This window comes from Tsukamurella sputi, from assembly GCF_007858445.1.
GTDB classification, from domain to species: domain Bacteria; phylum Actinomycetota; class Actinomycetes; order Mycobacteriales; family Mycobacteriaceae; genus Tsukamurella; species Tsukamurella sputi.
The window spans coordinates 156,207-182,865 of the sequence record NZ_VIGV01000002.1; the positions used below are offsets into that span (position 1 = coordinate 156,207).

The 26,659-nt window shown below is 71.1% G+C and carries 26 protein-coding genes; 12 read left to right on the top strand and 14 right to left on the bottom strand.

Going from position 1 to position 26,659, the window contains the following annotated elements; all coding sequences use genetic code 11:
* From meaB to FK268_RS06015, 3 genes are read right to left on the bottom strand one after another with little or no spacing between them, the layout of a single operon-like run.
* Nucleotides 1-984: a methylmalonyl Co-A mutase-associated GTPase MeaB gene (gene meaB / locus FK268_RS06005; protein WP_146432219.1), complete on the bottom strand. Its 984-nt coding sequence runs from the start codon at nucleotides 982-984 to the stop codon at nucleotides 1-3.
* Nucleotides 981-3,212 (bottom strand): methylmalonyl-CoA mutase, encoded by a 2,232-nt coding sequence (gene scpA, locus FK268_RS06010; protein WP_146432221.1) that lies wholly within the window; start codon nucleotides 3,210-3,212, stop codon nucleotides 981-983. The genes meaB and scpA overlap by 4 nt, the downstream gene beginning before the upstream one ends.
* 1 nt (nucleotide 3,213) lies before the next feature.
* Nucleotides 3,214-5,007, bottom strand: coding sequence for a methylmalonyl-CoA mutase family protein (locus FK268_RS06015; protein ID WP_193560246.1), 1,794 nt, complete (start codon nucleotides 5,005-5,007; stop codon nucleotides 3,214-3,216).
* 120 nt (nucleotides 5,008-5,127) lie between these two features.
* On the opposite strand from FK268_RS06015, the gene FK268_RS06020 reads away from it, so the two are divergent.
* The gene (locus FK268_RS06020; RefSeq protein ID WP_231706955.1) at nucleotides 5,128-5,817 is read left to right on the top strand and encodes a TVP38/TMEM64 family protein; all 690 of its coding nucleotides are present in this window, start codon (nucleotides 5,128-5,130) and stop codon (nucleotides 5,815-5,817) included.
* A gap of 149 nt (nucleotides 5,818-5,966) precedes the next feature.
* Complete coding sequence (locus tag FK268_RS06025; protein ID WP_146432223.1) at nucleotides 5,967-7,721, top strand: HNH endonuclease signature motif containing protein; 1,755 nt, start codon at nucleotides 5,967-5,969, stop codon at nucleotides 7,719-7,721.
* Here the strand turns inward: FK268_RS06025 and FK268_RS06030 are convergent.
* Together FK268_RS06030 and FK268_RS06035 are read right to left on the bottom strand one after the other, a co-directional pair.
* Nucleotides 7,718-8,410, bottom strand: coding sequence for a phosphonatase-like hydrolase (locus FK268_RS06030; protein WP_146432226.1), 693 nt, complete (start codon nucleotides 8,408-8,410; stop codon nucleotides 7,718-7,720). The two genes, FK268_RS06025 and FK268_RS06030, sit on opposite strands and share 4 nt — an antisense overlap.
* On the bottom strand, nucleotides 8,407-9,171 hold the full coding sequence (locus tag FK268_RS06035; protein WP_205124457.1) for a GntR family transcriptional regulator: 765 nt from the start codon (nucleotides 9,169-9,171) through the stop codon (nucleotides 8,407-8,409). The genes FK268_RS06030 and FK268_RS06035 overlap by 4 nt, the downstream gene beginning before the upstream one ends.
* Nucleotides 9,172-9,326: 155 nt before the next feature.
* On the opposite strand from FK268_RS06035, the gene FK268_RS06040 reads away from it, so the two are divergent.
* The 5 genes from FK268_RS06040 (at nucleotide 9,327) to FK268_RS06060 (ending at nucleotide 14,263) form a co-directional block, all read left to right on the top strand.
* Nucleotides 9,327-10,433, top strand: a complete 1,107-nt coding sequence (locus FK268_RS06040; protein WP_146432231.1) for a TIGR03364 family FAD-dependent oxidoreductase — start codon at nucleotides 9,327-9,329, stop codon at nucleotides 10,431-10,433.
* A 71-nt stretch (nucleotides 10,434-10,504) separates the two neighbouring features.
* The gene (locus FK268_RS06045) at nucleotides 10,505-11,536 is read left to right on the top strand and encodes a 2-aminoethylphosphonate ABC transporter substrate-binding protein (RefSeq protein ID WP_146432233.1); all 1,032 of its coding nucleotides are present in this window, start codon (nucleotides 10,505-10,507) and stop codon (nucleotides 11,534-11,536) included.
* On the top strand, nucleotides 11,533-12,615 hold the full coding sequence (locus tag FK268_RS06050; protein ID WP_146432236.1) for an ABC transporter ATP-binding protein: 1,083 nt from the start codon (nucleotides 11,533-11,535) through the stop codon (nucleotides 12,613-12,615). The genes FK268_RS06045 and FK268_RS06050 overlap by 4 nt, the downstream gene beginning before the upstream one ends.
* Complete coding sequence (locus tag FK268_RS06055) at nucleotides 12,612-13,472, top strand: 2-aminoethylphosphonate ABC transporter permease subunit (protein WP_166443459.1); 861 nt, start codon at nucleotides 12,612-12,614, stop codon at nucleotides 13,470-13,472. Before FK268_RS06050 ends, FK268_RS06055 begins: the two co-directional genes overlap by 4 nt.
* The gene (locus tag FK268_RS06060) at nucleotides 13,472-14,263 is read left to right on the top strand and encodes an ABC transporter permease (protein ID WP_146432238.1); all 792 of its coding nucleotides are present in this window, start codon (nucleotides 13,472-13,474) and stop codon (nucleotides 14,261-14,263) included. The genes FK268_RS06055 and FK268_RS06060 overlap by 1 nt, the downstream gene beginning before the upstream one ends.
* Here the strand turns inward: FK268_RS06060 and FK268_RS06065 are convergent.
* Nucleotides 14,211-15,140, bottom strand: coding sequence for a LysR family transcriptional regulator (locus FK268_RS06065; RefSeq protein WP_146432239.1), 930 nt, complete (start codon nucleotides 15,138-15,140; stop codon nucleotides 14,211-14,213). The two genes, FK268_RS06060 and FK268_RS06065, sit on opposite strands and share 53 nt — an antisense overlap.
* Nucleotides 15,141-15,211: 71 nt before the next feature.
* Here FK268_RS06065 and FK268_RS06070 point away from each other — a divergent pair, with 71 nt between their 5' ends.
* Genes FK268_RS06070 through FK268_RS06080 form a run of 3 tightly spaced genes read left to right on the top strand, consistent with a single transcriptional unit; the run spans nucleotide 15,212 to nucleotide 17,618 of the window.
* Nucleotides 15,212-16,360, top strand: a complete 1,149-nt coding sequence (locus tag FK268_RS06070) for a TDT family transporter (RefSeq protein WP_146432241.1) — start codon at nucleotides 15,212-15,214, stop codon at nucleotides 16,358-16,360.
* 56 nt (nucleotides 16,361-16,416) lie between these two features.
* The gene (locus tag FK268_RS06075) at nucleotides 16,417-17,022 is read left to right on the top strand and encodes a hypothetical protein (protein ID WP_146432243.1); all 606 of its coding nucleotides are present in this window, start codon (nucleotides 16,417-16,419) and stop codon (nucleotides 17,020-17,022) included.
* Nucleotides 17,019-17,618 (top strand): hypothetical protein, encoded by a 600-nt coding sequence (locus FK268_RS06080; RefSeq protein WP_146432245.1) that lies wholly within the window; start codon nucleotides 17,019-17,021, stop codon nucleotides 17,616-17,618. The genes FK268_RS06075 and FK268_RS06080 overlap by 4 nt, the downstream gene beginning before the upstream one ends.
* A 10-nt stretch (nucleotides 17,619-17,628) precedes the next feature.
* Here FK268_RS06080 and FK268_RS06085 read toward each other — a convergent pair whose 3' ends face one another.
* Both FK268_RS06085 and FK268_RS06090 read right to left on the bottom strand, forming a co-directional pair.
* Nucleotides 17,629-18,885, bottom strand: a complete 1,257-nt coding sequence (locus tag FK268_RS06085; RefSeq protein ID WP_146432247.1) for an SPFH domain-containing protein — start codon at nucleotides 18,883-18,885, stop codon at nucleotides 17,629-17,631.
* A gap of 22 nt (nucleotides 18,886-18,907) precedes the next feature.
* Nucleotides 18,908-19,339, bottom strand: coding sequence for an NfeD family protein (locus FK268_RS06090; protein ID WP_146432249.1), 432 nt, complete (start codon nucleotides 19,337-19,339; stop codon nucleotides 18,908-18,910).
* Nucleotides 19,340-19,420: 81 nt separating this feature from the next.
* Between FK268_RS06090 and FK268_RS06095 the strand changes: the two genes are divergently transcribed.
* Complete coding sequence (locus FK268_RS06095) at nucleotides 19,421-20,296, top strand: alpha/beta fold hydrolase (protein ID WP_146432250.1); 876 nt, start codon at nucleotides 19,421-19,423, stop codon at nucleotides 20,294-20,296.
* Nucleotide 20,297: 1 nt separating this feature from the next.
* On the opposite strand, the gene FK268_RS06100 is transcribed toward FK268_RS06095, so the two are convergent.
* The 6 genes from FK268_RS06100 to FK268_RS06125 all read right to left on the bottom strand — a co-directional run bounded on the left by FK268_RS06100 (nucleotide 20,298) and on the right by FK268_RS06125 (nucleotide 25,796).
* Nucleotides 20,298-21,062 (bottom strand): DUF4873 domain-containing protein, encoded by a 765-nt coding sequence (locus FK268_RS06100; protein WP_146432252.1) that lies wholly within the window; start codon nucleotides 21,060-21,062, stop codon nucleotides 20,298-20,300.
* Nucleotides 21,059-21,988, bottom strand: a complete 930-nt coding sequence (locus FK268_RS06105) for an AurF N-oxygenase family protein (RefSeq protein ID WP_146432254.1) — start codon at nucleotides 21,986-21,988, stop codon at nucleotides 21,059-21,061. Before FK268_RS06105 ends, FK268_RS06100 begins: the two co-directional genes overlap by 4 nt.
* Nucleotides 21,989-22,057: 69 nt before the next feature.
* Complete coding sequence (locus FK268_RS06110) at nucleotides 22,058-22,681, bottom strand: TetR/AcrR family transcriptional regulator (RefSeq protein WP_158636058.1); 624 nt, start codon at nucleotides 22,679-22,681, stop codon at nucleotides 22,058-22,060.
* Nucleotides 22,682-22,717: 36 nt separating this feature from the next.
* A complete protein-coding gene (locus FK268_RS06115; protein WP_146432258.1) occupies nucleotides 22,718-23,539 on the bottom strand; it encodes a DUF3097 domain-containing protein in 822 nt (273 codons plus the stop codon).
* A gap of 11 nt (nucleotides 23,540-23,550) precedes the next feature.
* On the bottom strand, nucleotides 23,551-24,690 hold the full coding sequence (locus FK268_RS06120) for an Rv3169 family protein (RefSeq protein ID WP_146432260.1): 1,140 nt from the start codon (nucleotides 24,688-24,690) through the stop codon (nucleotides 23,551-23,553).
* Entirely contained in the window at nucleotides 24,687-25,796 is a 1,110-nt protein-coding gene (locus FK268_RS06125; protein ID WP_146432261.1) for a phosphotransferase family protein, read from the bottom strand. Before FK268_RS06125 ends, FK268_RS06120 begins: the two co-directional genes overlap by 4 nt.
* Before the next feature lie 83 nt (nucleotides 25,797-25,879).
* On the opposite strand from FK268_RS06125, the gene FK268_RS06130 reads away from it, so the two are divergent.
* Complete coding sequence (locus FK268_RS06130; protein WP_146432263.1) at nucleotides 25,880-26,653, top strand: Rv1486c family protein; 774 nt, start codon at nucleotides 25,880-25,882, stop codon at nucleotides 26,651-26,653.
* Nucleotides 26,654-26,659 lie beyond the last annotated feature (6 nt).

The following is a 26,659-nucleotide window of genomic DNA, read 5'->3' on the forward strand; positions in this document are numbered from 1 at the left end:
TCAACGGCCGTCGAAGGCGTCGAGGATGCGCTGTGCGGCGAGGGCGGGGGTCAGCGACCCGTCCTGCACGCCGGCCTCGACCTCGGCGCGGACGGACCGCACACCGTCGGACTGCTCGACCCGGCCGAGAACGGTGTCCCGGACCATCGTCCAGGTCCAGTCGACCTGCTGCTGGCGGCGGCGACGGTCGAACTCCCCCGCCTCCTGCAGCGTGCTGCGATGCCGCAGGACGGCATCCCAGAACTCCGCGATGCCGGTGCCCTCGACGGCACTCTGCGTGAGCACCGGCGGGCGCCACAGCGAGCCGCGCGGGTGGATCAGGCGCAACGCGCTGGAGAGCTCCCGCGCGGCGACGCGGGCCTCGACGACGTGGTCGCCGTCGGCCTTGTTGACCGCCACCACGTCGGCGAGCTCGAGGACGCCCTTCTTGATGCCCTGCAGCTGATCGCCGGTCCGCGCCAGGGTGAGGAAGGTGAAGGTGTCGACCATGTTGGCGACGGTGACCTCGGACTGTCCGACACCCACGGTCTCGACCAGCACCACGTCGAAGCCGGCCGCCTCCATGAGCACCATCGTCTCGCGAGTGGCCTTCGCGACCCCGCCGAGCGTGCCCGAGGTCGGCGACGGCCGGATGTACGCGCGCGGGTTCACCGCGAGCGTGCCCATCCGGGTCTTGTCGCCCAGGATCGACCCACCGCTGCGGGTGGACGACGGGTCCACCGCGAGCACGGCCACCTTGTGCCCCAAGGAGATCAGGTGGTTGCCCAAGGCCTCGATGGTGGTGGACTTCCCCACCCCGGGCACGCCGGTGATCCCGACGCGGATGGCGATCGGCGCGTCCGGCGGGGGCGTCACCTCCAGCAGCAGTTGCTGTGCGAGGGCCTGGTGATCGGGCCGGCGGGACTCGACCATCGTGATGGCGCGCGCCAGTACGGCGCGCTTGTCGGCCCTGACCCCTTCCGCGAGCTCGGCGACGGTGATCACGCCAGCTGGTACCCCAGCTTGCCGCCCAGCTCGTGCAACAGGTTCACCGCGGCGTCGGCGATGACAGTGCCGGGCGGGTAGATCGCCGAGGCGCCGGCCGCGTACAGCTCGTCGAAGTCTCCCGGGGGAATCACGCCGCCCACCACGATGGTGATGTCGGGGCGGCCCACCTCGGCGAGCGCGTCACGCAGCGCCGGCACCAACGTGAGATGGCCGGCGGCGAGCGAGGAGACGCCGACGACGTGCACGTCGTTGTCCGCGGCCTGCTGCGCGACCTCCTCGGGCGTGGAGAACAGCGGGCCCACGTCCACGTCGAAGCCGAGGTCGGCGAAGGCGGTGGCGATCACCTTCTGGCCGCGGTCGTGACCGTCCTGCCCCATCTTGGCGATGAGGACACGCGGACGGCGGCCGTCGGCCTCCTCGAACTTCTCCACCAGCTCGGTCGCCGTCTGGATGTTGCCGGCCGCGCCGGCCTCGTCGCGGTACACGCCACTGAGCGTACGGATCTCGGCCTGGTGGCGGCCGTAGACCTGCTCGAGTGCGTCGGAGATCTCGCCGACGGTGGCCTTGGCCCGCGCCGCGTCGATGGCGAGCGCGAGCAGATTGTTCTCCATGCCGCCCTCGGACGAGGCCGCAGCGCGGGTGAGGTTCGCGAGCGCGGCCTTGACGGCCTCGGGATCGCGCTCGGAGCGCAACTGCGCGAGCTTCGCCAGCTGCTCCGCGCGGACCTTGGAGTTGTCGACCTTGAGCAGCTCGATCGCCGCGTCCTCGGCCACCTGGTACTTGTTCACGCCGATCACCGGCTGCCGACCGGAGTCGATGCGGGCCTGGGTGCGGGCCGCGGCCTCCTCGATGCGCAGCTTCGGAATGCCCTCGCTGATGGCCTTCGCCATGCCGCCCGCCTCGGTGACCTCCCGGATGTGGGCACGGGCGCGCTCCGCGAGCTCGTGGGTGAGCGTCTCGACGTAGTAGGAGCCGCCCCACGGATCGATGGGCCGCGTGGTGCCCGACTCCTGCTGCAGCACCAGCTGGGTGTTGCGGGCGATGCGGGCGGAGAAGTCCGTCGGCAGCGCGATCGCCTCGTCGAGCGCGTTCGTGTGCAGCGACTGAGTGTGTCCCTGGGTCGCCGCCATCGCCTCGACGCAGGTACGCGCCACGTTGTTGAAGACGTCCTGCGCGGTGAGCGACCAGCCGGAGGTCTGCGAGTGCGTGCGCAGCGAGAGCGACTTGCTGTTCTTCGCATCGAACTCCGCCACCAGCTCGCTCCACAGGAGGCGCGCGGCGCGCAGCTTCGCGACCTCCATGAAGAAGTTCATGCCGATGCCCCAGAAGAAGGACAGGCGGGGCGCGAACTTGTCCACGTCCAGGCCCGCCTCGATGCCGGCCTTGATGTACTCGACACCGTCGGCCAGCGTGTACGCGAGCTCGAGATCGGCTGTGGCCCCGGCCTCCTGGATGTGATAGCCGGAGATCGAGATCGAGTTGAACTTCGGCATCATCTGCGAGGTGTAGCCGAAGATGTCGGAGATGATCCGCATCGACGGCGCCGGCGGATAGATGTAGGTGTTGCGCACCATGAACTCTTTGAGGATGTCGTTCTGGATGGTGCCCGCGAGCTTCTCCGGTCCGACGCCCTGTTCCTCGGCCGCCACCACGTAGAGCGCGAGGATCGGCAGTACGGCGCCGTTCATCGTCATCGAGACGGAGACGCCGCCCAGGTCGATGCCGTCGAACAGCTGCCGCATGTCGAGGATCGAGTCGATCGCCACACCGGCCATTCCCACGTCGCCGGTGACGCGCGGATGGTCCGAGTCGTAGCCGCGGTGCGTCGCGAGGTCGAAGGCGACCGACAGCCCCTTCTGCCCGGCCGCGAGGTTGCGGCGGTAGAAGGCGTTCGACTCCGCGGCGGTCGAGAAACCGGCGTACTGCCGGATGGTCCACGGCTGGTTGACGTACATCGTCGGGTACGGGCCCCGGATGAAGGGCACCGCGCCGGGGTACGAGTCCACCGGGTAGCCGGCGTCGGCGACGGCGTCGCGGTCGGCGCGGGTGTAGACCGGCTTGACGTCGATGCCCTCCGGCGTGGTCCAGGTCAGCTGGTCCGGGGTGTAGGAGTAGGCCGCGGCCGCGGCGTCCACGAAGGCGTCCACGTCGGCGCTCGACGGTGCCGCGCCGGGCAGCTCCTCGAACGGAACGTCGGCGAAAGTGCCGATGGTGGTGTCAGTCATCTCATGCCCCCAGCCGGGTCAGCAGATCGTCGAGCGCGGCGGCGGCGTCGATCTTCGCGTGCAGGTAGATGTCGATGAGGCCGTCGTCGACGGTGCCGGGCGCCCCCGCGAGGAGGACGAGGTTCCCCTCGTCGCGCAGTGCGCGGGCGAGCGCTTCGCCCTCCTCGGCGTAGCCGGGGTCGGATCCGGCCAGAGCGGCGATCTTCGCACCGGGCGTGCCATCGCGGGTGGCGGCGCCCGCTGCCTGCTCCGCGGCGTCCAGCACGGTCTCGATGCCGCCGGACGCGAGCAGGTTGGTCAGGAAGGTCGACCGTCCGTTGTGCTGTGCGACGGTGCCGATGGTCACCATCCGGATCCGCGGGCGCACGCCGTGCTCGCGGAGGAAGGCGTCCGACCGGGCGCGCAGCGCCTCGAAGGGTGCGGCATAGGACCGCACGACGGGGCCGTTCGTCGCGGCCGACGGTGCCACGGGCGGCTCGGCGAGGTTCGGGAACTCGTTGACGCCCGTGATCTTCCTGGCGCGGCGGGCCACCGCCGCATCGCGGCGGTCCGCGGACTCGCCGAGCAGTGTCGCGAGGGTCTCCTCGGCCGCGCCGCGGGCGAAGCCGCCTTCGCGCTCGACGGCCTGGAGCACGCCCCACGCGGCGCGCGCGAGGTCGTCGGTGAGCGCCTCGACGTGCCAGGAGCCCGCGCCCGGGTCCACGACCCGGCCGAGGTTGGACTCCTCGAGCAGCAGGAGCTGGGTGTTGCGGGCGATGCGCCGCGTGAAGCCGCGGGAGTAGCCCTCCACCCCGGCGGGCAGGGCCTCGTCGTAGTCGAGGGTGGTCACGTAGTCGGCGCCGCCGAGGCCCGCGCCGAACGCGGCGACGGTGGTGCGCAGCATGTTCACCCAGGGGTCGCGCTGGGTGGTCGCGGCTAGCGAGGTCACCGCGTGCACCGGGGCGTTGCCCGCGTCGGGTGCACCGACGTGCTGCGCCACCCGGGCCCAGATGGAACGCCAGGCGCGGATCTTCGCGAGCGTGAGGAACTGGTCGTCGGTCGCGGCGAGGCGGATCGTGAGCTGGCGCAGCGCGGCGGCCGTCGAGAGGCCCGCCGCGGTGAGCGCGCGGACGTGATCGAGCGCGGCAGCGGCGGTCAGTCCCAGCTCCTGCGCGGCGGTCGCGCCGGCGTTGTGCAGGTCGGCACCGTCGACGACGATCGCGCGGACGTCCTCCGGGCGGGCGTCGGCGGCGCGGGCGAGGTCGGTCGCCTCCTCGAGGGAGACGTCGGCACGTCCGACGACCTGCGAGGTGAGCGGAGCGGCGCCGAGGCTCACGCGGACCAGGTCGCCGCGGTAGGCGTCCGATTCGGCGGCCTTGTCGAGCGCGCGGTAGACCTGCTCCGCAGCGTCGGCGGCGCGGCCGCCCGCGGTGATCAGGATCGGCGCCATGTCGGGGTAGACGCCCTCGAGCAGGGGCGCGGGATCGGGCCGGGTGAACCACAGGGCGCTCGCGCCGGACTCGAGCGCGCCGAGCACGTCGGCGGAATCGGTCGTCGCGTCGAAGCGCTCGGCGACCTTCCAGCCGAGACGCACGTCGGGCGTGGGGTTCGCGCCGCGCACGAAGGGGAAGACGCCGGGCAGTGGCGCTTCGGGCAGCTCGTCGCGCTGGGAGTAGAGCGGCGCGATCTGGACGCCGTCGTCCTCGGTGAGCGTCGTCAAAGCGGCGATCGGGTCCTCGGGCGGCGTACCGCCGCGCGACTTCGCGAGCACGGCGCCGACGGATTCCCGCCACGCCTCGTACGGACTGTCCACCACGTGGGCCTCCTCACCTGTGGCCGGGCACACGCACGGCCGCGCACACGCCGTCGCGTCACAACGGCGTCCGAGAATCCACGTTAACCGATTGCAGTTACTACGCCCCAGTAGGGTCGTGCCGTGGCTGCCAACGAATCTCGGATCCGGCCCGGCGATCGCGGGCTGATGGTCCGGGCGGCCGTCGGCGGCATCGCGTTCGTCGGGTTGGTGGCACTCGGCATGCTCCTGCCGCACCCCGGCGCGACCACGATCCGGGCCTGGGCCGATTCGACGGGCCCGTGGTTCCTAGCCCTGTTCTTCCTCGCGCACGTCGTGATCACGATCTTCCCCATCCCCCGCACCGTGTTCACCGTGTCCGCGGGCTTCTTGTTCGGCCCGGTGGTCGGAATCGTGGTGTGCATGGCGGCGTCGACCGTGGCGGCCTCCCTCGCCTTCCTCGGAGTCCGGGCGATCGACCGGCGGCATCCGTCGCGGGTGATCGCCCGGGCTCGCGAGCATCGGGCGTACGCCCCGATCGCGGCACGGCTGCGCGCCCGCGGTTGGCTCGCGGTGGGCTCGCTGCGCCTCATCGCGGCTGCGCCCTTCTCCCTCGTCAACTACGCCTCCGCCCTCTCGCCGGTGCGCTTCTGGCCCTATTTCGGGGCGACGGTGGCCGGCCTCGCGCCCGGCACGATCGCTGTCGTCCTGCTGGGTGACGCGCTGACTGGGGAGTCGTCACCGTGGCTGGTGCTGATCAGCGGCGGCCTCATGGCCGTCGGTATCGCAGGATTGTTGCTGGACGCGCGGATTCCCGCAAGGCCCGAGGCTTGAACATCGTTTCCGCAAGGATTTGAACTTGCCAGGCGCTTGACGACGCCCTGCGTGGTGGAGGTCGTCGCAGTGCGTCGTCGGAAATGTCGCTCTAGAAATAGCTTGTCAAGATCTGTTTTCGTTCGATACCGGTCGATAGAATCGAAGATATGAATCATTCGGACGACGCGTTCACGCTGGGGCGGCGGGTGTTCTCCTCGTTGCCGTCGGTGTTCGACGGTGCGGTGTCCGGGTTGAGCGCTGCCGGTGCACTCTCGCGGTTGCGGGTGTTGACGGTCGAGCAGAATCGATTGGAGGCGGAGCGGTCGGCGGTGCTGACCAGGCTGTACGAGTTGCGTGATGATGCGCGGCGGGTGCGGGAGCAGTCCTCGCGGCGGTTCGTCGATGACTGGGATGAGCTGGTCGCGGAGGTCGGCGCCGCGCTCGGAACAGGGCGGGGCGCTGCGGGGGCGGCGGTGCATCGGGGGTTGGATCTGCGGGAGCGGTGCCCGCGGGTGTTCGAATTGTTCGCCGCCGGGAGGGTGAGCCTGCCGTTGGTGCGGGAAGTGCTGCGGGCATCGGCGGCGGTGCTCGACGACGATGTCGCTGCGGCCTATGACGAGCGGATCGCTGTCTGGCTCGCGGCGCGTTCCGGTCAGGCGGTCACCGCCCGGGCGGTGGCGGATGCCGCGAAGGCGGTCCTGGTCCGACTGGACGCCGACGCCGCGCGGCAGACCCCGCCGCCGGCGCCGCGGGAGCGGCTCGAGTTCCACGCCCGCTCCGATGGGCTGGTCGATCTGGAGGCGGTGATGGGCAAGGATCAAGCGATCCGCTTATCGGCCGCTATCGCGCCGGTCGCGCGATCAGTGTGCCGGGAGGACGGCCGCACCCTCGGACAGCGGCAAGTCGCCGCGCTCGTCGCGCTCGCGGAGGGCTACGCATCACTCGGCTGCCTGTGCGGGCGGGAGGGCTGCGAGCTGCGCGAGGCCCGCCCCCGGACCGCCGCGGTCTCGCAGGAGGTCACCGCGTTGGCGGTGATCGTCCTCAACGAAACCGACCTCGCCGACGTCACCACCACCACCGACAGCGAGACCGCGAGCACAGACCGACCCGACGCGAACCCCCTCTGCGAGCCGAACCTGTTCACACAGGAATCGGAAACCGACGACAGCGCCGACGCCACCGGCGCGGTGGTCCTCACCGACGACCCGGGAATAAGCGGCCCCGTCACCGTCGACCAGGCACGGAAGCTGATCGCCACCAGCAACACCCGATGGCGGATCCTCGGCCGGCGCGACCCCAGCACCGGAGACGTCCACATGCGGGGTGCCGGCGGATACCGACCCACCCGGTACCAACTACTCGTGATGCGCCTGACCTACCCCACCTGCGTCTTCCCCGGCTGCACCACACCCTCGCACCGCTGCCAAGCCGACCACGTCAACGAATACGACCACCACGACCCCACCGCCGGCGGACCCACCACGGTCGCCGGCAAGAACACCCCTGGCAACCTGGTACCGCTATGCGGATTCCACCACCGGATCAAAACCGAAACCGGCTGGATCTCCGACCTACTACCCGACGGCACCATCGAATGGCGCCACCCCACCGGCGGGATCTACACCGTGCCGCCCGGCACCACCCGCAAACTACTCCCCGGACTCGAGAAGATCATCTGGGACGCACCCCAACCCACCCGGCCACCGAAACCGAAGAACCCCGACGGACTCGCCACCGCCGCACGGCGACGCGCCAAAGCCCGCACAGCACTCCGCGCCCAGAACCGACTCCTACGCCACCAACGCCACGAACAACGCAACACCGACGCCGAAACCCGAGCCCGCGACCACGAACGCGCTCAGGCCGAAGCCGCGGGCGAAACCTACGACGACACCCGGCCGCTCCTACCACCACCGTTCTAGGACGTGGTGAGGATCCCCGGAATGTCGACGACACCGCCGAGCACATGGTCGGCGCCCGCCTGCGCGAGCACCTCCGGATCGGCCTTGCCGGTGAGCACGCCCACTGAGACGGCACCCGCGTTGGTGGCCGCCTGCACGTCGACGGCCGTGTCGCCCGCCGCCAGGACACGACGGACATCGCGAACGCCGGTGCGCTCCATCGCGCGGTGGATCATGTACGGCGCGGGGCGACCGGCTGCCACGTCCGACGTGGTGACCACGGCATCCACGACGGTGCCCTCCCCTGTGCCGATGCCCCAGCCGAGTGCCGCGAGCAGCGGGAGCGCAACGGCATCGTCGAAGCCCGTCGTCAGTGCGACTTTCACGCCTCGCTCACGCAGCGTGGCGAGAGCAGCCGGCACTCCGTCGATCGCGGTGGGCGGGGTCGCCGCGTACGCCTCCTGCAGCCGCTCCCGGAAGCGCGCGAAGCCGGCGTCGACGCGCTCAGTGGTGGGCTCGACCCCGCCGAGGCGGAGCAGATTCGTGATGGCCTCGACCTTGTCGGTACCCATCCACACCTGCAGATCGGCCTGGTCGACGGTGGCGCCGCCATCCTCCACAGCGCCGCGCAGGGCCTCGTAGACGGCGCCGCCGTCGTCGATGGTGGTGCCGGCCATGTCCAGGGCGACGAGCTCGATGGGGGCGTTCATGCATCTCTCCTGACAGGTACGGAGCGCAGCGCCCGGCTGGGCGCTGCGAACAGTCGGTTCTCGACCACCACGGTGGTGACGCCGGGCGCGTAGCGGTCTTCCGCGTATTCGACGACCTCGCCCGCGGCGTCCGTGGTGACGCGCCGCACGCGCAGCAGCGGCGCTCCCTCGGCGAGGCCGAGTTGCGCGGCATCGTCGGCAGAAGCGGCGACGGCGTCGATCTGGTGCGTGGACGCGGACAGATCGGCCCCCGAATCGAGCAGGAACCGGTTCACCGAGCCACTGTCGGGATCGAACTCCATCAGCCGCTTGCCCAGCTCCCACACGAAGTACATGGTCTCCACGAGCGCGGGGGCACCGTCGAGCGCGCGGACCCGGTGGAGCTCGAGAACGGGCGCTCCCTCCTCGATCCCGAGCAACTCGGCGATCGCCGCGGTCGCCGGCACGCGGGCCTGCAGCGTCGTCCTCTGCCCGGGTTCGTGCCCCTGCTCGCGCGCCCATGCCGTGAACGAGCCGAGGGCGCTCGCCGAGTGACTCGCCACGCTGCGCCGGACGATGGGCGAGCGGCCCTGGCCACCGACGATCAGCCCGTCGGCGCGGAGCGTGGCCAGCGCCTGCCGAACCGGACCGCGCGAGGTGCCGAACTCCTCGCACAGCGCGGCCTCACTCGGTGCCTGTTCACCCTCCGGCCAGCGACCGGAGGCGATGCGCGCACGGAACTCCGCTGCGAGGCGTTGATGAAGAGGCTGCGCTGCGACCACGCCATTGAGTATACAAGTGAGGCCCTGTCGAACATGTCCGAAGCGTGAACCTCCGGTGAACACGCCTACCACCTCGATGTACATCTACCCAACTTGTATAGACATCTGTCTTCGCCGCTTGCCAAGCGCAGATACGGACCGCCAGGGTGAGTGTCATGAACACCGCAACGGACGTCCTCGTCGTCGGCGCCGGCATCGTCGGCCTGGCGCACGCCGTGGAGGCGCTGGACCGCGGGCTGACCGTGACCGTCATCGACCGTGACGAGCGCGCCGTGGGCGCGTCGATCCGCAACTTCGGTCATGCCTGCGTCACCGGCCAGTCGGGCGACCTCGCCGAGCTGGCCCTGCTCGCCCGCGAGCGCTGGCTCGACCTCGACCACCGCGCAGGCCTGGGCGCGAAGGCCACAGGCGGTCTCGCCGTCGCCCGGCACGCCACGGAGCTCGCCGTCCTCGAGGAGCTGGCCTCCGCCCGACCCGACGACGTGGAACTGCGAACCGCCGCACAGGTGCGCGACGCCCTGCCCGGTGGTGGCGCGGACGACGTGCTCGGCGGCGCCGCGCTGCTGGCAGACCTGCGGGTCGATCCCCGGATCACCGTCGGGCGGCTCGCGGCGTGGATCGACGCGCACCCCCGCGGCGAGGTCCGCTTCGGCACTCCGTTCCACGGTGACGACGGCACCCGCGCCCACACGGGACGCGGGAGCATCGAGGCGCAGCGCGTGATCGTCTGTGTCGGCCACGACCTCGACCATCTGTACCCGCAGCTCGCCGACGAACACCAGGTGCAGCGCTGCGCCCTGCAGATGGCGCGCGCCGCGGACCCCGGAACCGTCGTGACCCCGGCGGTCCTCACCGCGACCTCGCTGCTGCGCTACCCGGCGTTCGCCGAGACCTCCGCCGCCGCGGTCCTGCGGGAACGGATGGCCGCCGACCGCCCCGACCTGCTGGACATCGACGCGAACGTCATGTTCACCCAACGGCCCGACGGAACCCTGCTGATCGGCGACTCCCACCACACCGAGCGCACCGTCGAGCCCTTCCTCGACGAGGCCGTCACCGAGACCCTCCGCGCCGAGGCCGCCCGCGTCATGGGCCTGGACCGGTTGCGGATCATCGAGCGCTGGCAGGGCGTGTACGCCTCGAGCCCCCTGCGCCCCTACCTCGTGGCCGAGCCGGAGCCGCGCGTCAGCGTCCGGATCGTCACCTCCGGCGTCGGTATGACCATCGCCCACGGCCTCGCCCGCAGACACTTCCCCTCCTGATCGAACACCCCGTCAACCGTCCACAGGCTCCCCCTCTCCCCTCTCTCCAGTCGAACGAAGGGCAGTACCCCATGCGCATCACCCGTTCCCTCAGTGCGATCACGGCCGTCGCCGCGGTCTTCGCCGTCGCCGCGTGCGGCGGAACCGGCGGCGGTTCCGGCTCGTCGGACAGCGTCACCGTCTACAGCGCCGATGGCCTCGGCGACTGGTACAAGGCCGAATTCGAGGACTTCACCAAGCACACCGGCGTCAAGGTCTCCCTGGTGGAAGCGGGTTCGGGCGAGGTCGTCTCGCGCGCCCAGAAGGAGAAGGCGAACCCGCAGGTTGACGTCCTCGTCACCCTGCCGCCCTTCATCCAGCAGGCGCAGCAGCAGGGCTCGCTGGTCAAGTCCGACATCGACACCTCCGCGGTGCCCGCACAGCTCAAGGCCGCCGACGGCACCTACGTGGCGGTCGTCAACAACTACTTCGCGATGATCCGCAACACCGCGGCGCAGCCGAAGCCCGCCGATTGGGCCGAGTTCACCGGTCCCGCGTACAAGCAGAAGATCCAGTACTCGACGCCCGGCAAGGCGGGCGACGGCACCGCGCTGCTGCTGCTCCTGCAACACGTCATGGGCAAGGAGGCGGCGCTGAAGTACCTCACCGACGTGCAGCCGAACAACGTCGGTCCGTCCACCTCCACCGGCAAGCTCGGCCCCAAGACCAGCAAGGGCGAGCTGACCGTCGCCAACTCCGACGTGCAGATGGCCCTCGCTGCCATCGCCGCCGACAAGGTCGCCTACGAGATCTTCTACCCGAGCTTCCAGGGCAAGCGCACGACTCTGCCGCTCCCCTACTACATGGGCCTCGCGGACAAGGCGCCCCACTCGGCCAACGGCAAGAAGCTCATGGAGCACCTCCTCTCGAAGGACGTGCAGCAGAACGTCCCGTCGAAGGCCTGGGGCGCGCCCGTCCGTACCGACGTCACGCCGTCGGGCCCGCAGTGGGACGCCTTCAGCAAGGCGATCGACGGCGTCGAGATCTGGTACCCGAACTGGGATGAGGTCCTCGGCGGCCTGGACGCCGACGTCAAGGCGTACGAGAAGGCCACGGGCCAGTGACCGCGCCGAAGCGGAACATCACCGCGCCCAGGGGGCTCGACGACGACGCCGTGGACCGGACGGTCCGCCGGCAGGTCGCCGTCGGGCTGCGGAACGTGAGCGTCACCTACGGCGACACGGTCGCACTGCGGGACTGCAGCTTCGAGGTCGCGCGCGGCGAGACCGTCGCGCTGCTCGGTCCGTCGGGCTCGGGCAAGTCGACCGCGCTCAAGGCGATCGCCGGCTTCGAGCGCGTCTCCTCCGGCACCGTCACCATCGACGGCCGCGACGTGACGCACCTGTCCCCCGCCAAGCGCGGCATCGGCATCGTCGTGCAGAGCTACGCCCTGTTCCCGCACATGAACGTCGCGAAGAACGTCGCCTTCGGCCTCAAGTCGCGCGGCGCCGATCGCTCGGAGATCGCCCCCCGGGTCGCGGAGGTGCTCGACATGGTGGGCATGGGTTCGTTCGCGGATCGCCTGCCCCGCCAGCTCTCCGGCGGCCAGCAGCAGCGGGTCGCCATCGCCCGGGCACTCGCGACCCGGCCCGAGGTGGTGCTCCTCGACGAGCCGCTCTCGGCGCTCGACGCCGGGATGCGCAAGGACATGCTCGGCGAGCTGCAGCGCCTGCGCGCCGAGCTCCCCGACGTGGCGATGGTCTACGTGACGCACGATCAGAGCGAGGCGCTCGCCCTGGCCGACCGCATCGCCATCATGCGCGACGCCCGGCTCGAGGCCATCGACAGCACCGACGTCCTCTTCCACCGTCCTCCTACGCGCTTCACCGCGACCTTCCTCGGCGGCGCCGACGTCCTGCCGAGCGGCGCGCTGCGCACCTCGCGCCCGCTCCCCGACGGTGACCACCTGCTCGCGGTCCGGCCGTGGGCCTGGCGGTTCACGCGCACGGCACCGTCGAACGGCGTGCGCGTGAGAGTCGAGCAGGAGCAGTGGCGCGGCTCGGTCCGGCACGTGACGGCGCGCATCGTCGAGACCGGCGAGGCCATCGGCGTGGACGTGCCCGTCCTCGTGGAGGCCCCGCTCAAGGCCGAGACCCTGTGGGCCGAGGTCGATCCCGCAGACGTGATGGTGGTGCCGCAGTGACGGCCGTCGTGGACGCGCCGCCCGCACCCCCCGAACCCGCTCCGGGACGGACCTTCTCGGTCCCGGCCTGGGTATGGGTCCTGCCGCCGGTCGCCTTCATCCTGGTCGCCGTCGTGTACCCGCTGGTCGGGATCGTCGCGCGCACGTTCACGGACAAGGCCGAGCGGCCGGCCGGTTTCGCCACCTGGCGCGATACCCTCACCGACGGTGCCGTGCTGAGCGCGCTGGGCACGACCGTGAAGGTCGCGGCGCTCTCGACCGCGGGCTGCCTGATCGCGGGGACCTTCCTCGCGCTCGTGCTCGCCTTCGTGCCCTTCCCGGGCGCCGCGGCGGTCTCGCGGCTGATCGAGGTCGTGGTCTCCTTCCCGAGTTTCCTCATCCCGCTGGCGCTCGGCGTGCTCCTCGGGCCGGTCGGGGTGGCGCAGTCGCTCGGCGTTCCGACGGGCTCGTTCACCACCTCGCTGTGGGGCGTCGTGCTGGCCGAGATCGCCTTCTATACTCCCTTCGTCGTCCGGCCGATGCTCGCGGCCTTCGGGCAGTTCCCGACGGTGCAGATCGACGTGGCCTCGTCGCTCGGCGCCGGGCCGTTGCGGATCGTCGCGCGGGTGATCCTGCCCGCCGCGCTGCCCGCCCTCGCCGCGGCCGGCTCGCTCACCTTCCTGCTGACGCTCAACGAGTTCGGGATCGTCCTGTTCACGGGCGCCAAGGACGTGATCACCGTGCCGATGCTCATCTACACCCGCTCGATCGTGGGGCAGGACTTCGCGTCGGCGGCGGTGCTCGCGACCGTCCAGCTGCTCATCTCGATCGGCGCGTACGTGCTGTACCGCCTCCTCATCAAGAAGGGAACGCGCTGATGCTGGTGCGCAATCCGGCCGCGCGGGTCGCGGTGTGGACCGTCTTCGCCGTCGTCCTGCTGGGGCTGGTGATCACGCCGATCGCGGTCACGGTGATCACCGCGTTCAGCGCGAGCTGGACCTCGGTGCTGCCGTCGGCGTTGACCACCGATCACGTCGCGGACGTCTTCACGCCCGAGAATGCTGCCAGTATCGGCGTCTCGGTGCAGACGGCGCTGCTCGCCTCCGCGGTGGCCGTCGTAGCCGGGACGTGGGCGGCACTCGCCGTGCCGAGCCTGCCCGGACGGCTGCGCGGCGCTGTGGACGCCTTCTTCCACCTGCCCGTTGCCGTGCCGTCGGTCGTGGTGGGCCTCGGTGTCCTGGTGGCCTTCTCGGCCCCGCCGATCGTGCTGGGCGGCACGCCGTCGATCGTGATCCTGGTGCAGTCGATCCTCGTCTTCGCCTTCGCCTACTCGATGGTGTCCGCGGCGGTGTCCCAGCTCGATCCGATGCTGGACAAGGTCGGCGGCTCGCTCGGCGCCTCGGCGCTGCGCCTGCTGTTCACGGTGCGGCTGCCGCTCCTGCTGCCGTCGATCGCGGCCGCCGCGGGGCTGTCGATCGCGCTGTGCATGGGCGAGCTGGGCGCCACGATCATGGTCTACCCCGCGTCGTGGCGCACCCTCCCGGTCACGATCTTCACCCAGTCCGACCGCGGCGATCTCTTCGGCGCGGCCGCGAACACGATGTTCCTGGTCCTGGTCACCGTGGTGATCCTCGGCGTGCTGTCGGCGTTCCGGCGGCGCGCCCGCTAGCCACTGCGAGCAGGGTCTCGACCACCTCGCGCGGTGCGGCGTCCTTCCGTCGCACCGCGCGCAGTCGTCGGTGCAGGTCGATGCCCACCGTGGGGATCTCGACGAGCCTCCCGTCCCGCAGTTCCGCGGCGACGGCCAGCTCGCTGAGGACCGCCGCGCGGCCACCCGCGGCGACCATGATCTTGACCGCGGCGTTCGTCCCGAGTGCGACGGAGTCCGGAGCCCCGGCAACGCCGGCCCGTCGCAGCGCGGCCTCGAGCGCGTCCCGCGTCCCCGCGCCGGGTTCCCGGGTCACGAGGGGAAGGCCGGCGAGTTCGGCCGCCGTCACGGGTCGATCGTCACGGCGACGGGTCAGCCTGTCTCCGGGAGCCGCCACCAGCAGCATCCGATCGGTGCGGACGGTCCTCGAGGCGAGATCGTCGGGCACCGTCGGGCCCTCGATGAAGCCCAGGTCCGCGACGTGGGCGCGGACGTCCGCGATGACGGCGGCGGAGTTGCCGACGGTGAGGTGCACCGGCTCGTCGGTGTGCTCGCGCAATCGGGCCAGCCACGCCGGCATGAGGTATTCGGCGATGGTCTGGCTACAGGCGATGCGGACGGTGTGGTCGAAGCGCAGCGCCTCGGCGCCCGTCTGCAGCGCCGCCATCGCGCCGACGACGCTGCGCGCCCACTCGGTGACCGCGGCGCCCTCCGAGGTGAGCTCGGCGCCCCGGGTGCGACGATCGAGCAGGTCGAGCCGGAGCTGTCGCTCCAGATGACGCAGCCGCGAGCTGGCGCTGGGCTGCGAGATCCCGCATGCACGCGCGGCCGCCGAGATCGATCCCAGATCGGCCACCGCGACGAGCAGGCGCAGCGACTCGACCGAGGGGGTTTCCATAGCCCCATTCTATGGCTAGATAGACATCCTGTGGGTACCACAGGCGCATCGCCCCGGGCACAGTCGAATCCATGCTCGTCGTCACCCGCCCCGCCGCCCGGCCCGCTGCCCATCGGGTCCTGTTCCGCGACCTCCCCGACCGCCGCGTCGCGTACTCGAACATCACGCCCAACTGGTTCGCCTCGGTCATGGGGACCGGCATCATCGCGAACGCCGCGGTGAGCCTGCCCGTGCAGGTCCCCGGCCTCCGGACGGCGGCCGCCGCGGTGTGGGCGCTGGCGACGGTGTTGCTGGTCGTGCTGGTGGCGTCCACGGCGGCGCACTGGGTGCGTTACCCGCACTTCGCCCGCCGCCATCATCGCGACCCGGTGATCGGGAACTTCTACGGCGCGATGGCGATGGCGCTGCTCACGGTGGGCACCGGTGCGGTACTGGTCGGCCGGGACTGGATCGGCCTCACCGCAGCGCTCGCGATCGGCACCGCGTTGTGGGCCGCCGGTACCCTCCTCGGCATCGTCTTCGCCGTCGTGATCCCGGTCCTCATGGCCAAGGGTGGCCACTACACCGCCGATCGGGCGTTCGCCGGCTGGCTGATGCCGGTGGTCTCGCCGATGGTGACCGCCGCGGGCGGTGCGGTCCTGCTGCCCTACTCCCCCGACGGCGCGGTGCGGGCCGCTCTGCTGTGGTTCTGCTACGGCTGTGCGGGCTTCAGTGTGCTCGCATCCGTAGTCGTGATACCCGCCGTGGTCGCCCGCCTGGTGCGTCGCGACGTCTGGCCCGCCGCAATGGTGCCGACGGTATGGATCATGCTCGGCCCGATGGGCCAATCGATCACCGCGGTCAACTCACTCGGGGCGGACGCGCACCTCGTCGTCGGGAGCGGGGCGGCCCACGCGCTGATCCGGTTCGGCATCGGGTACGGCTGGGTGGTGACGGCACCTCTGCTCGCGTGGACCGCCGTCGCACTGGTCCTCACGGCCCGCACCGCGGCCACCGGCCTGCCCTACGCCCTCACCTGGTGGTCCTTCACCTTCCCCATCGGGACCTGCGCCACCGGCTTCAGCGCCATGGCCACGCACACCGGCGCTCCCGCATACTCGATTCTCTCCATCGGCTACTTCCTCGCCCTGGTGACCGGCTGGGTCGTCGCCGCGCGGGGCACCGTCCCCCACGCACTGATGAGCGGCCACCTCCTCCGCCATCCCGACCTCGCACGATGATCGATCGCAAGGTTTAAAGCTTGCGCAGCAGCATCGCAAGCTCTTAGACTTGACGAATGATCGTCATCACCGCGGACCAGCAGGGCAGCCGGCGCGATGAGGACCGCGTCGACGACGCCCGGGACCTTCTCGGCTCCCTGCACTGGGTCCGCCCGCCCGACCGCACGGCCGGCGATGAGCTGCAGTGCGTGACCGACGACGCCGCCGTCGCGGTCGATGCGGCGCTCGCGCTGCTCAGCGACGGGCACTGGAGCGTCGGCATCGGCGTCGGCTCCGTCGAGCTGCCCCTACCGAAGCAGACCCGCGCGGGCCGCGGCCGGGCCTTCGAGGCCGCCCGGGAGGCCGTCGAGGCGGCGAAGGGTGTAGCAGTCCCGGTGCAGGTGAGGGCCACGGATGCGGCGTCGGCGTCCCGGGCCGAGGCGATTCTGTCGGTGCTGGGCCTTATCGTGAGCCGCAGATCACGGGAGGGACAGGAGGTGACCGCGTTGCTGAACACCGGAATGACGATCACAGCGGCGGCGGCCGAGTTGGGTGTCTCGCGTCAGGCCGCGTCGCAGCGAGCGGCCGCAGCGGGATGGTCGGTGGAGCCGGCGGGTCGCGCCCTGGCGGTGGAACTCCTCGCCGAGACCGACACGACATCGAACTCGGAGGTGGGCGGATGATCGCCGCAGTCGTCGCGCTCCTCCTGGCCGCGACGGTGCTCGGCGTCGTCGCCGCGCGTCGCGGCGCGCCCGGTATACCGGGCCTGATCTGGGCGGCGATTCCGGCAACCCTCGTGGGCGGCGCCGCGGTCGTGGCACTGGCCGCTCCCGCGGCCCACGGCTTCGGACTCGCGGCCGTCCGGGTGGCGGCGGTCCTCGCCGCCATGGCCGGGGGCAGCGCTCTGGTGACCGCCGCCTTCGGGCTCGCCGGCGCCACCGGAGAGGACGAGCCCGCGACCGAATCGCCCCAGGAGAGCGCCGCCGACGACGACTCCCACGAGCCCGACCCGGACGAGGAGGCCCACGAGGAGGAGCAGGTCCCGGCCGCTCCGCTGCGGGGCGGACTCTCCATCGGTGTCCTGGAGCGCGCCGCGATCGCGGTGTGCGTCCTCGCGAACTTCGGCGGTGGCCTCGCGGTGATCGTGGCCGCCAAGGGCCTCGCCCGCTATCCGGAACTCCGCAACCCCGGAGCGGCCGAGCAGTTCATCATCGGCACCTTCGTGTCCGTGCTCTGGGCCGTGGCCTGCGCTGGGGTGGCGGTGGCCCTGGGGCGGTGAGCCGGCGGCGTCAGGCCTCGTGCTGCGGAGGCGCGTAACCCGGCTGCTGCACCTGGTACGGCGAAGGTTGCTGCCACTGCTCGGCGGTCCGCCCGAGCGGCAGCTGGGCCGTCGCGTCCGACGGCGCCTCCGACGCCTGCCCCGGCGCGGGCTGGGGCGCGGTGGCGGCGCTCGGTGGCACCGCCGGGGCGTCCGGCACCTCGTCCTTCGTCACGACGACCGGGGCCACCGGCTCGGGCGTGTCGAACCACCCCTCTGTATCGATGTCGGGCGCGGTCGCCGGAGAGTCCTCGGAGGGCTCGAAGCGGAACACGCCGTCGGAGCCGGGCGTGCCGAGGTTGCGCATGAAGCCCTGCAGCGCGGCATTGAAGTCGCTCGGGACAACCCACACCTTGTTCGCATCGCCCTGCGCCATCTCGGGCAGGGTCTGCAGGTACTGATAGGCCAGCAGCTCCGGTGTCGGCCGGCCCGACTTGATCGCGGAGAACGTAGTCTCGATGGCCTTGGCCTCACCCTGCGCCTCGAGGTACGCGGCGGCCCGTCGACCTTCCGCACGGAGGATCTCCGCCTGACGATCGGCCTCGGCCGAGAGGATCGCGGCCTGCCGCTCGCCCTCGGCGAGCAGGATCCGGCTGGCCTTGTCGCCCTCGGCGGACTTGATCGCCGCCTCCCGGTGCCCTTCGGCGGAGAGGATGGTGGCGCGCTTCTCGCGGTCCGCCTTCATCTGCTTCTCCATCGACTCCTGGATCGACGGGGGCGGGAAGATCGACTTGAGCTCGACGCGCGCGACGCGCAGGCCCCAGCGCGAGGTGGCCTCGTCGAGTACACCCCGGAGCTGGCCGTTGATCTTCTCGCGCGAGGTCAGCGTCTCCTCGAGCGTCATACCGCCGACCACGTTGCGCAGCGTGGTGGTGGTGATCTGCTCGACGCCGACCACGTAGTTGCTGATCTCGTAGACCGCGGCCTCGGGGCGCGTGACCTGGAAGTAGACCACGGTGTCGATGTTCACGGTGAGGTTGTCCTGGGTGATCACCGGCTGCGGCGGGAAGGAGACCACCTGCTCGCGCAGATCCACGCGCGCGCGGACCTTGTCGATGAACGGGATCAGCAGCGCCAGTTGGCCCGAGACCGTCTTCGTGTAGCGGCCGAGACGCTCGATCACCGCCGCCTGCGCCTGCGGCACCAGCACCAACGCCTTCACCAGTACGACCACCGCCGCCAGGATCAGTACGAGGAGTACGACCAGCCCGATTCCTATGCCATCCATGGATATCCCTCTCGTTGTCGGCTCAACTGTCCACCACGACGGCGACCGCGCCGTCGATCTCGACGATGGTCACCTCCACGCCCGCAGGGATCGGCGCACCGTCGTACGGCGTGCGTGCGGACCACTCCTCCCCGCCGATCATCACGCGCCCGCCACCGCCCGAGACGGACTCCAGGACGGTCACTTTCGTGCCGGGCAGAGACTCCAGGTACGACGGCGCATCCCCCCGCCTGCTCTCGACGTACCGCCGCAACGGCGGCCGGACGAGGACGAGCAGCAGCACCGAGGAGACGGCGAAGACGACCCCCTGCGCCCACAGCGGTAGGTCGAAGAGACCGGTGGCACCCGCGGTGACGAGAGCCCCGCCGCCCAGCATGAGCAGCGTGAACTCGCCGGCCGCGACCTCCGCGACGGCCAGCAGGATCGCTCCGATGAGCCATAACGCCGCTGCCATACCTCGATCCTGCCAGAACCGGACACATGCGGCGAGAACCTCGCGTGTTAGGTTCACCTTAGTAGTCGAACGGGGTTTCCGATGCACACACAGGGCGACAGCGCCTACCTGCCCACTCGCGACGGGCGCACTCTCCACGCCGCGGTACTGCCCGGCCCAGAGGACGGACCGGTCGTGGTCTTCGAGGCCGGCGCCGGAGGAACCCGATCGTCGTGGGGCGCGGTGCAACCGGCGGTCGCGGCGTTCGCGCCCGCGGTCGCCTACGACCGATCCGGGCTCGGCCGCAGCGAGCCCGACGAGGCCGACCGGACCTTCGACCGGATGGCCGACGACCTGAACGACCTGCTCGACGGTCTCGCCGACGCCGGCGCCACCCGGTTCGTCCTCGTGGGCCACAGCCTCGGCGGGCTGCTCGTCCGCCTGGCCGCGTCCCGCCGGCCGGAGCGGATCGCCGGCCTCGTCCTGGTCGACCCTTCGGAGGAGACGGCGGAGGACATGTTCCGCGAGAGCTCCGGGCGACGGGATTCGATCCTGTTGGCCGTGATGCGCACCCTCGCCCGCACCGGCGTCCTCCGCCTCCTGGGCGGGCTCGCCTTCCGCACTGCCTCGGCCGATGTCCGGGCCGACCTCGCCCGCGAGGCGACCACCCCGCGGGCGATCGCGACGATGGAGCGGGAGCTAGCGACGTTCTACCCGGAACTGCGTTCGTGGCAGGGCTCCGCACCGGACCTCGGCGACATTCCCGTCACCGTCATCTCGGGGGCCAAGAGCGGGGGCCTCGGAAAGGCGGTGCGCGCGCGGGTCAACGAGGCGCACGCGGGACGCGCCGCGACGTCGCCGTGCGGACGGCACGTCGTGGCGGCGAAATCGGGACATCAGGTGCCGTTGACCGACCCGGAGGTGATCGTCGACGAGATCCGTCGCATCGTCTCCGGGCCGGCCGCCGCAACGGGGTGAGTCAGAGCGGGTACGGCGGGGCCCCGACACCGACGAGCCGGTAGGTGCCCCAGACGGTCTTGTCGGTCACCATCGCGGGAACTCCCTCTCCCCCAGCGACGGACACCGTCACGCTGCCGCGCGGCATCTTCTTCAGCGCGGCACCGATGTCCAGGTCGTCGACGGTGCCGTACCAGTGGTAGTTCCCGTCGAGCGGCTCGAGGTGGCCGGCGAGTCGGACGGGCGAGACGGCCTCGTAGTCGCCGGAGCGGAGGATCGCCTCACCGGCGTAGACGCCCTCATCACGCACGTGGTCGTTGGACAGGTCGATCGCGTCCCGGTCCGGTCGCGACGGGGAGCGCCGCCCCCGGAGGATCCACCGCGTGGTCACCGGCGGCCGCGACAGCAGCCGCGTCGCCGCCTCGGTGTACATCCACCGCAGCCACGCCTGCAGGGTCTCGACCTGCGCCTTCGACCCGTCGGTGAGCACCAGGTTGGGGACCCCGTCGACCAGCATCCCGAGGTAGGCGCGCTCGGCGTCCACGGGCCCGACGGTGCTCGGCGGAGTGACCCGCGGATCGAGCACGGGCACGGCGATCTCGGCCGTCGTGCCTGCCAGGACCACGATGTCGTAGTCGGTGTCACCGACCGACGTGGTGAGGGTCCACGCATCCCGGTCGGGCTTGAAACGCAGGCCCATGACCTCCGACGGGGGCACGACGGCACCGTCGACACCCGGGACTCGCGCGCCGATGACGACGATGCGTGGCTGGTCCGCCGGGGTCACGCGAGGAACCCCGCCTTCTTCCACGACCACCGGGCGAACGAGCCCATGAGGCCCACGGAGTCGAGGAAGCGCCCGAGATCGCGGAAGCCGTCCTGCTTGGCCTTGATGTGGTGCGGGTTGGTGATCGCAGCGCGGTAGGCGGCCATCGGCTCGAGGCCGACGCGGGCGTACATGCGCGGGTTCGCGAACAGCATCCGGAAGCCGAAAGCGGCTCCCGCGTGCAGGTTGCCGATCAGCAGGGTCTGCAGGCGGGTGCGGTCGGCCTGGCCGCGGCGGGCACCGTCGCGGGCGTAGCCGATGTGCCGCGCCTCCTCCGTGACGTGGATCTGCATGAGCCGCGCGACGATGGGCTGCAGCTCTGGATCGTCCTTGATCTGCCGTTGCTGGGCGTCGAAGATCTCCTCGCCGACGAGTGCGGCGACCCACACGGCCTGGCCCCGGATCACCGGCGCGAGAACGTACTTCACGACGGCGAGCTTCCACCCGTACAGCCGGTACGGCCGCTCGCCGACGCGGTCGATGACCTTGCCGAACATGACCATGTGCCGGCACTCGTCGCCCATCTCGGTGAGCGAGTAGAACGAGTCGCGCGACGTGGGGTCCTTGGACAGCAGGTCGCGCAGGAGCAGGCGGTTGAGCAGGTTCTCGAACCAGATACCCATCGACAGCAGGTTCACCATCTCCTGCTTGGACAGGGCGATCTGCTGCTCACGGGACATACCGTTCCAGATGTCCGTGCCGTACAGGGTGCACATGTGCGGCGGCAGGAAGAACTTGTCGGGGTCGATCGGGGCGTCCCAATCGATGTCCACGACGGGCGCGTAGGAGCGCTTGACGGAGCCGCCGAGGAGTCGATCGGCCACGCTGTCGCGCGAGCGATCACCGATGCTGTCGCGGGTGCGGTCGGGCAGAGTCGTATCGGTCATGTGGTGAACGTAACACCGGGCGTGGACAGAGTCCACAGTTCTGTCTATCCACGCAGCTCTCGCGAGTGTCTACGGCACGAACTGGGCGCGTGCGGGGATGACGAAGGTGCGCGCGTAGCGCATTCCGGCCTCGACGTTCGCGCTCGACGGTCCGCGGTGATCCGGACCGTCGTCCGCCCCCTCGACGGGAGGGAGGGGCGTGAGCAGCAGCGAGTGCAACTGCCGGACGAAGAAGTCAGCGAGCGCCTCGACGTCAGCGTCGTCGCGGTACTCGCCGCGGCGGATCTCCTTGAGGAAGAACCGGCGACCCTCCTGGATCTGCGGCGAGTCACCGTGGATGTAGGGCAGGATCAGCGCCGGGTTCATCGCCATCACCCGCTGCAGCGCCCGGTGCTCGCGCAGATAGGCGTAGGCGAAGCCGAATCCGGCTGCCAGGCGTTCGTCGTTGTCGGCGATCGGATCGGCGTAGTCGTGGATCCGGCTGTAGAACTTCTCCAGTTCGCTGGCCACCACGGCCTCGACCAGCGCATCCTTGCCGGTGAAATGCTGGTAGAGCGTTGCCCGGGCCAGCCGGGCCCGCTTGGCGAGCGCGCCCATCGAGATCCGGGTCAGGCCCGCCTCGTCGACCCAGTCGAGCGCGGCACGCAGGATCTGCTGCCGGGTGTCGGGTTTCGTCGTCGGGGTCGGAGCCACCAGCGGATTCTATCCCCGCCGCAGTCCCGAACAGGGTCAGGAATCAGGTTCGGTGACGAAGTCGACGAGGCGCTCGACGGCACCGATGAGTGAGGCGTCGAGATCGCGGAAGGAGGTCACGGCGTTCTGGACGCGCCGCCATCCGTCCTGGGGGCTCCCCCAGCCGAGCCGCTGACAGATCCCCGTCTTCCAGTCCTCACCGCGCGGAACGTCGGGCCAGGCCGCGATGCCCACCGACGCCGGCTTCACGGCGGCCCAGATGTCGATGAAAGGATGACCGGTCACCATGACGTACTTGCCCAGCGACTGCGTCATCCGAGACTCCTTCGAGCCCTCCACGAGGTGATCGGCGAGCACGCCGACCTTCCGGCCGGGTCCGGGCTGGAACTCGGCGAGGCGCGCACCGAGGTGATCCAGGCCCTCCAACTGCTCCACCACGACACCCTCGACCCGCAGGTCGTGGCCCCACACCCGCTCGACCAGCGCGGCGTCGTGGATGCCCTCCACCCAGATGCGGCTCGGCAGCGCCACCCGGGCCTTCACGCCCTCCACCCGCGTCGAGCCCGACGCACTCCGCTGCGGGCCCGACGGTGCCGCCACCCGCGGCTTGACCAGGGTGACGGGGGCGCCATCGATGAGGAAAGCGGCCTTGCGCATCGCGAACACCCGGACCACCCCGCGGCCGTCCTCGAGCTTGACGAAGTCACCGTCGTAGCTCTTGTCGAACCCGACGACGGCGCCGCAGAAGCCGGTGGCCGCGTCCTCGACAACCAGGTCGCGATCCGCCGCTACCTCCGGGACCACCCGCGCCCTCTTGCTCGCGTGCCCCGCGTAGATGTCTCCGTACCTGTCCGCCACGGCGGACGATTCTACGGCGCGGGATCCACGTAATGCTGGAAGCCGTAGCGCGTGTGCGGGCCGATCGCGCCGAACTCGAACAGGCCCTCGCCCTCCTCGACCGACCCGTCGGGATGCCGCACGGTGCAGGCCGCCAGGTACTCGACGGGGACCAGCATCGTCAGGTTCACATCCAGCTCGGAGACGCGGAACCTCCGGCCCTCGACCTTCTCCTCGCCCTGCCACATGCCGTGGCGCCAGTCCTGGTCGAGCCCGTAGCCGGTGCCGAAACCGAAGTGGTTGGCGGTGAGGATCGCGGCGTCGATCTCGGTACGGGCGCCGTCGGAGCCCGTGAAGGCGAGCCGGGCGGACTGGGCCTGCCGGGTGCCGGAGACGAAGTCGATGTCGTGCGCGACGTGCCCGAGCCAGCGGGGCTCGGAGCCGTCGTGCGGGATCCAGGTGGCGTCCTCGACGACCGGCCGCCCGCGGACGTCCTCCTGCAGGACCACGCAGATCGTGGCCTCGGCCAGCCGGAGCACGGAGTAGATCCAGAAGAAGTTGCCGGCCTCGGTGACGCGGCGGCCGGGCGGTTCCGCCTCGCCGACGGGCCGCACGCCCCACGACCGGTCGCGGTTGCCGCGCCACGTGCTCGCGTCGAATCGCTCGCCGTCGACGGTCAGCGATCCCGCCCAGGAGCCGACCTGCACGAACCGCTGCGTGTCGAAGGTGACGCGCTCGAGCTGACGGTGGAAGTGTCGCGGCTCCAGGTGCGCCGGACCGGTCGCGGTGAACGTCAGGTCGAAGGCGAGGTCGTAGTCCTCCCCCGGCTCGAGCACGACGCGCAGACGCGTGAGCCCGTCGAGCACCTCCAGGCGCAGCGGCCCGACGACGGTGTCCGCCCGGTCGGCGCCCAGCGCCTTCGAGGCGCGGAAGACGATCTGATCGTCGCCGTGCCGCGCGACCGCGAAGCAGTCGATGACGCCGAGGTTCGGGTAGACGCCGAGGCCCAGGACGAGGAAGGGCTCGTCGCCGGTCCCGTTGTGCGCGTTGAAGTAGTAGCGGTCATAGAAATTCCGGTCCGAGGTCGCGGAGTGCCGGATCACCTCGGCGACCTGGTGGATCGGGTAATCGTCCGCCGGCGACAGCGGCGAGCCCGCCCACTGGCCCGTCACGGCACGGCCTCCCAGTACGTCCCGTCGAGCATCCTCTCGATGCTCGCGCGGTGCAGGATCATGTCGTCGGGGTCCTCAGGCGCTACGGACGCGCCGAAGTCGATCGCGCGGGTCTGGATTCGGTACATGATCACGCCGTGCACGATCGCGGCGTAGGCCGTGTAGAAGTCCATCTCGCGCGGCACGTGGCCAGTGCGTTCGGCGTACCGGCGCTCGACGTCCTGCCGCCGCAGGAAGCCCGGAAGCCCGGGCAGCCCCGCGAGCTCGGCCAGATCCTGGAAGAAGCGGTGCAGGTAGACGAACCAGCCCAGGTCCAGCTCGCACGGCCCGACGGTGGCCATCTCCCAGTCCAAGACGGCGACCGGGGTGTTTCCCGCGTACATCAGGTTGCCGATACGCGCGTCGCCCCAGTTCAGCACCGCGTCCGCGTGACCGGGCAGGTTCGCCTCGGCCCAGTCCAGGGCCCGGTCCAGGATCGGCGCCCGACGGTGTCCCTCGGCGGCCCAGTCGTAGAACGCGCGCAGCCGCCGCAGGTGGGCGGCGAGCGCCGTCTCCCGCGGCTCCGGCATCGGGATGACGCCGCCCTCCGGAGCGGGTACGCCGTGGATCACCGCGATCACGTCGACGCTGGCGTCGCCGAGTTCGCGCAGGTCGGCGTCGGTCGAGTCGGGCCGCCAGGCGCCGAAGGTGTAGGGCATGACGTCGGGCGGGACGTCGCCGTCGACGCGGTCCATGACGAGGAAGGGCGCCCCGATCACTCCTGAGTCCTCCTCGACCCACAGGCACGACGGCGCCGCGACGCCGTACGACGCGACGTGCCGCATGACCGCGAACTGCGCGGGTAGGTCGTAGTTCGGGAACACCGGGTCCGACTCCGGACGGGGAGCCACGCGGATCACGAGCGGCCGCTCCTCGTCGCCGAACCGGACCGTGGCCAGGAGCGTCTCGCTCGACATCCCGTTGCCCTCCGGCAACTGCAGGTCCAGTACCTCGGCGCCGGGCTCGCGCGCGGCGAACCACTCCTGGAGCTGCGCGCGCACCTCGCCGGGCGTGCGCTGCGACGACGCCGGGCGGGCCTGCTCGGCGAAGGTGTCCGATTCACTCATGCGGGTCAGGGTAGATCCGTGGAGGCTTTGCTAGAACATGTTTCAGAAATCTGGCCGGAGCGGACGCGTATCCTGGTCGGGTCATGAGTACCGTCGCAACACTCGCACGCCGCGCCACGGCCGGGCCCGCCCAGGGCTTCGCCGTGTGGTCGGCCGCCTGGCTCGCCGGTTCCGCCGGCACGGACGAGTTGCTCGCCGCACTCGCCGAATGGGCGCCCGTGCAGTCCGTGGTCGACGGTGACCTCCCCGACCTGCTCGCGGAGATCCGGACGCTCGCGCCGCACACCGTCCGGCTGCTGCTCCCCGCGCCCGGCGACGCCCGCGGGCTCCCCGCCGGGACCGATCTCGAACAGGCCGCGATGGCGCGCGGCGAGGTCGTCCTGTTCGACGGCGACTCGTCGACCATCGCCCTCGTACCCACGCCCGAGGCCGCGGACGTCATGCGCTGGCAGGCCTTCCTCCACGAGCCGGCGCTGGTCGACCCCGATCCGCTGCCGCTCGGCGGCGCCGAACAGGAGCTGCGCGGTGCGGTCCGCGAGGCACCGTCGGCGCTCGCGGGCCTGCCGCCCGCGCCGGACGCGACCGACGATCCACGCCGGCTCGTCATGGAACTGACCCGGTACCTGGGCGCCCACCGCCTGCCGCTCAGCGCCACCGAGCGGGCGCACCGTGTCCTGGACAGCGCCGGGATGGTCGAGGCGATCCTGCTGGTCGCGGGCGCACAGGCGCCCTACGCCGGGCTCACGCTCGCCTCGGCGCAGGGCGGCGACGCGGCCTACCGCGACCTCTGGCGCACCGTCCGCGCCGCGCGGGTGGCGGCGGTCAACGCCGTGTGCCGCGACGAGTTGCGCAGCTGATCGACG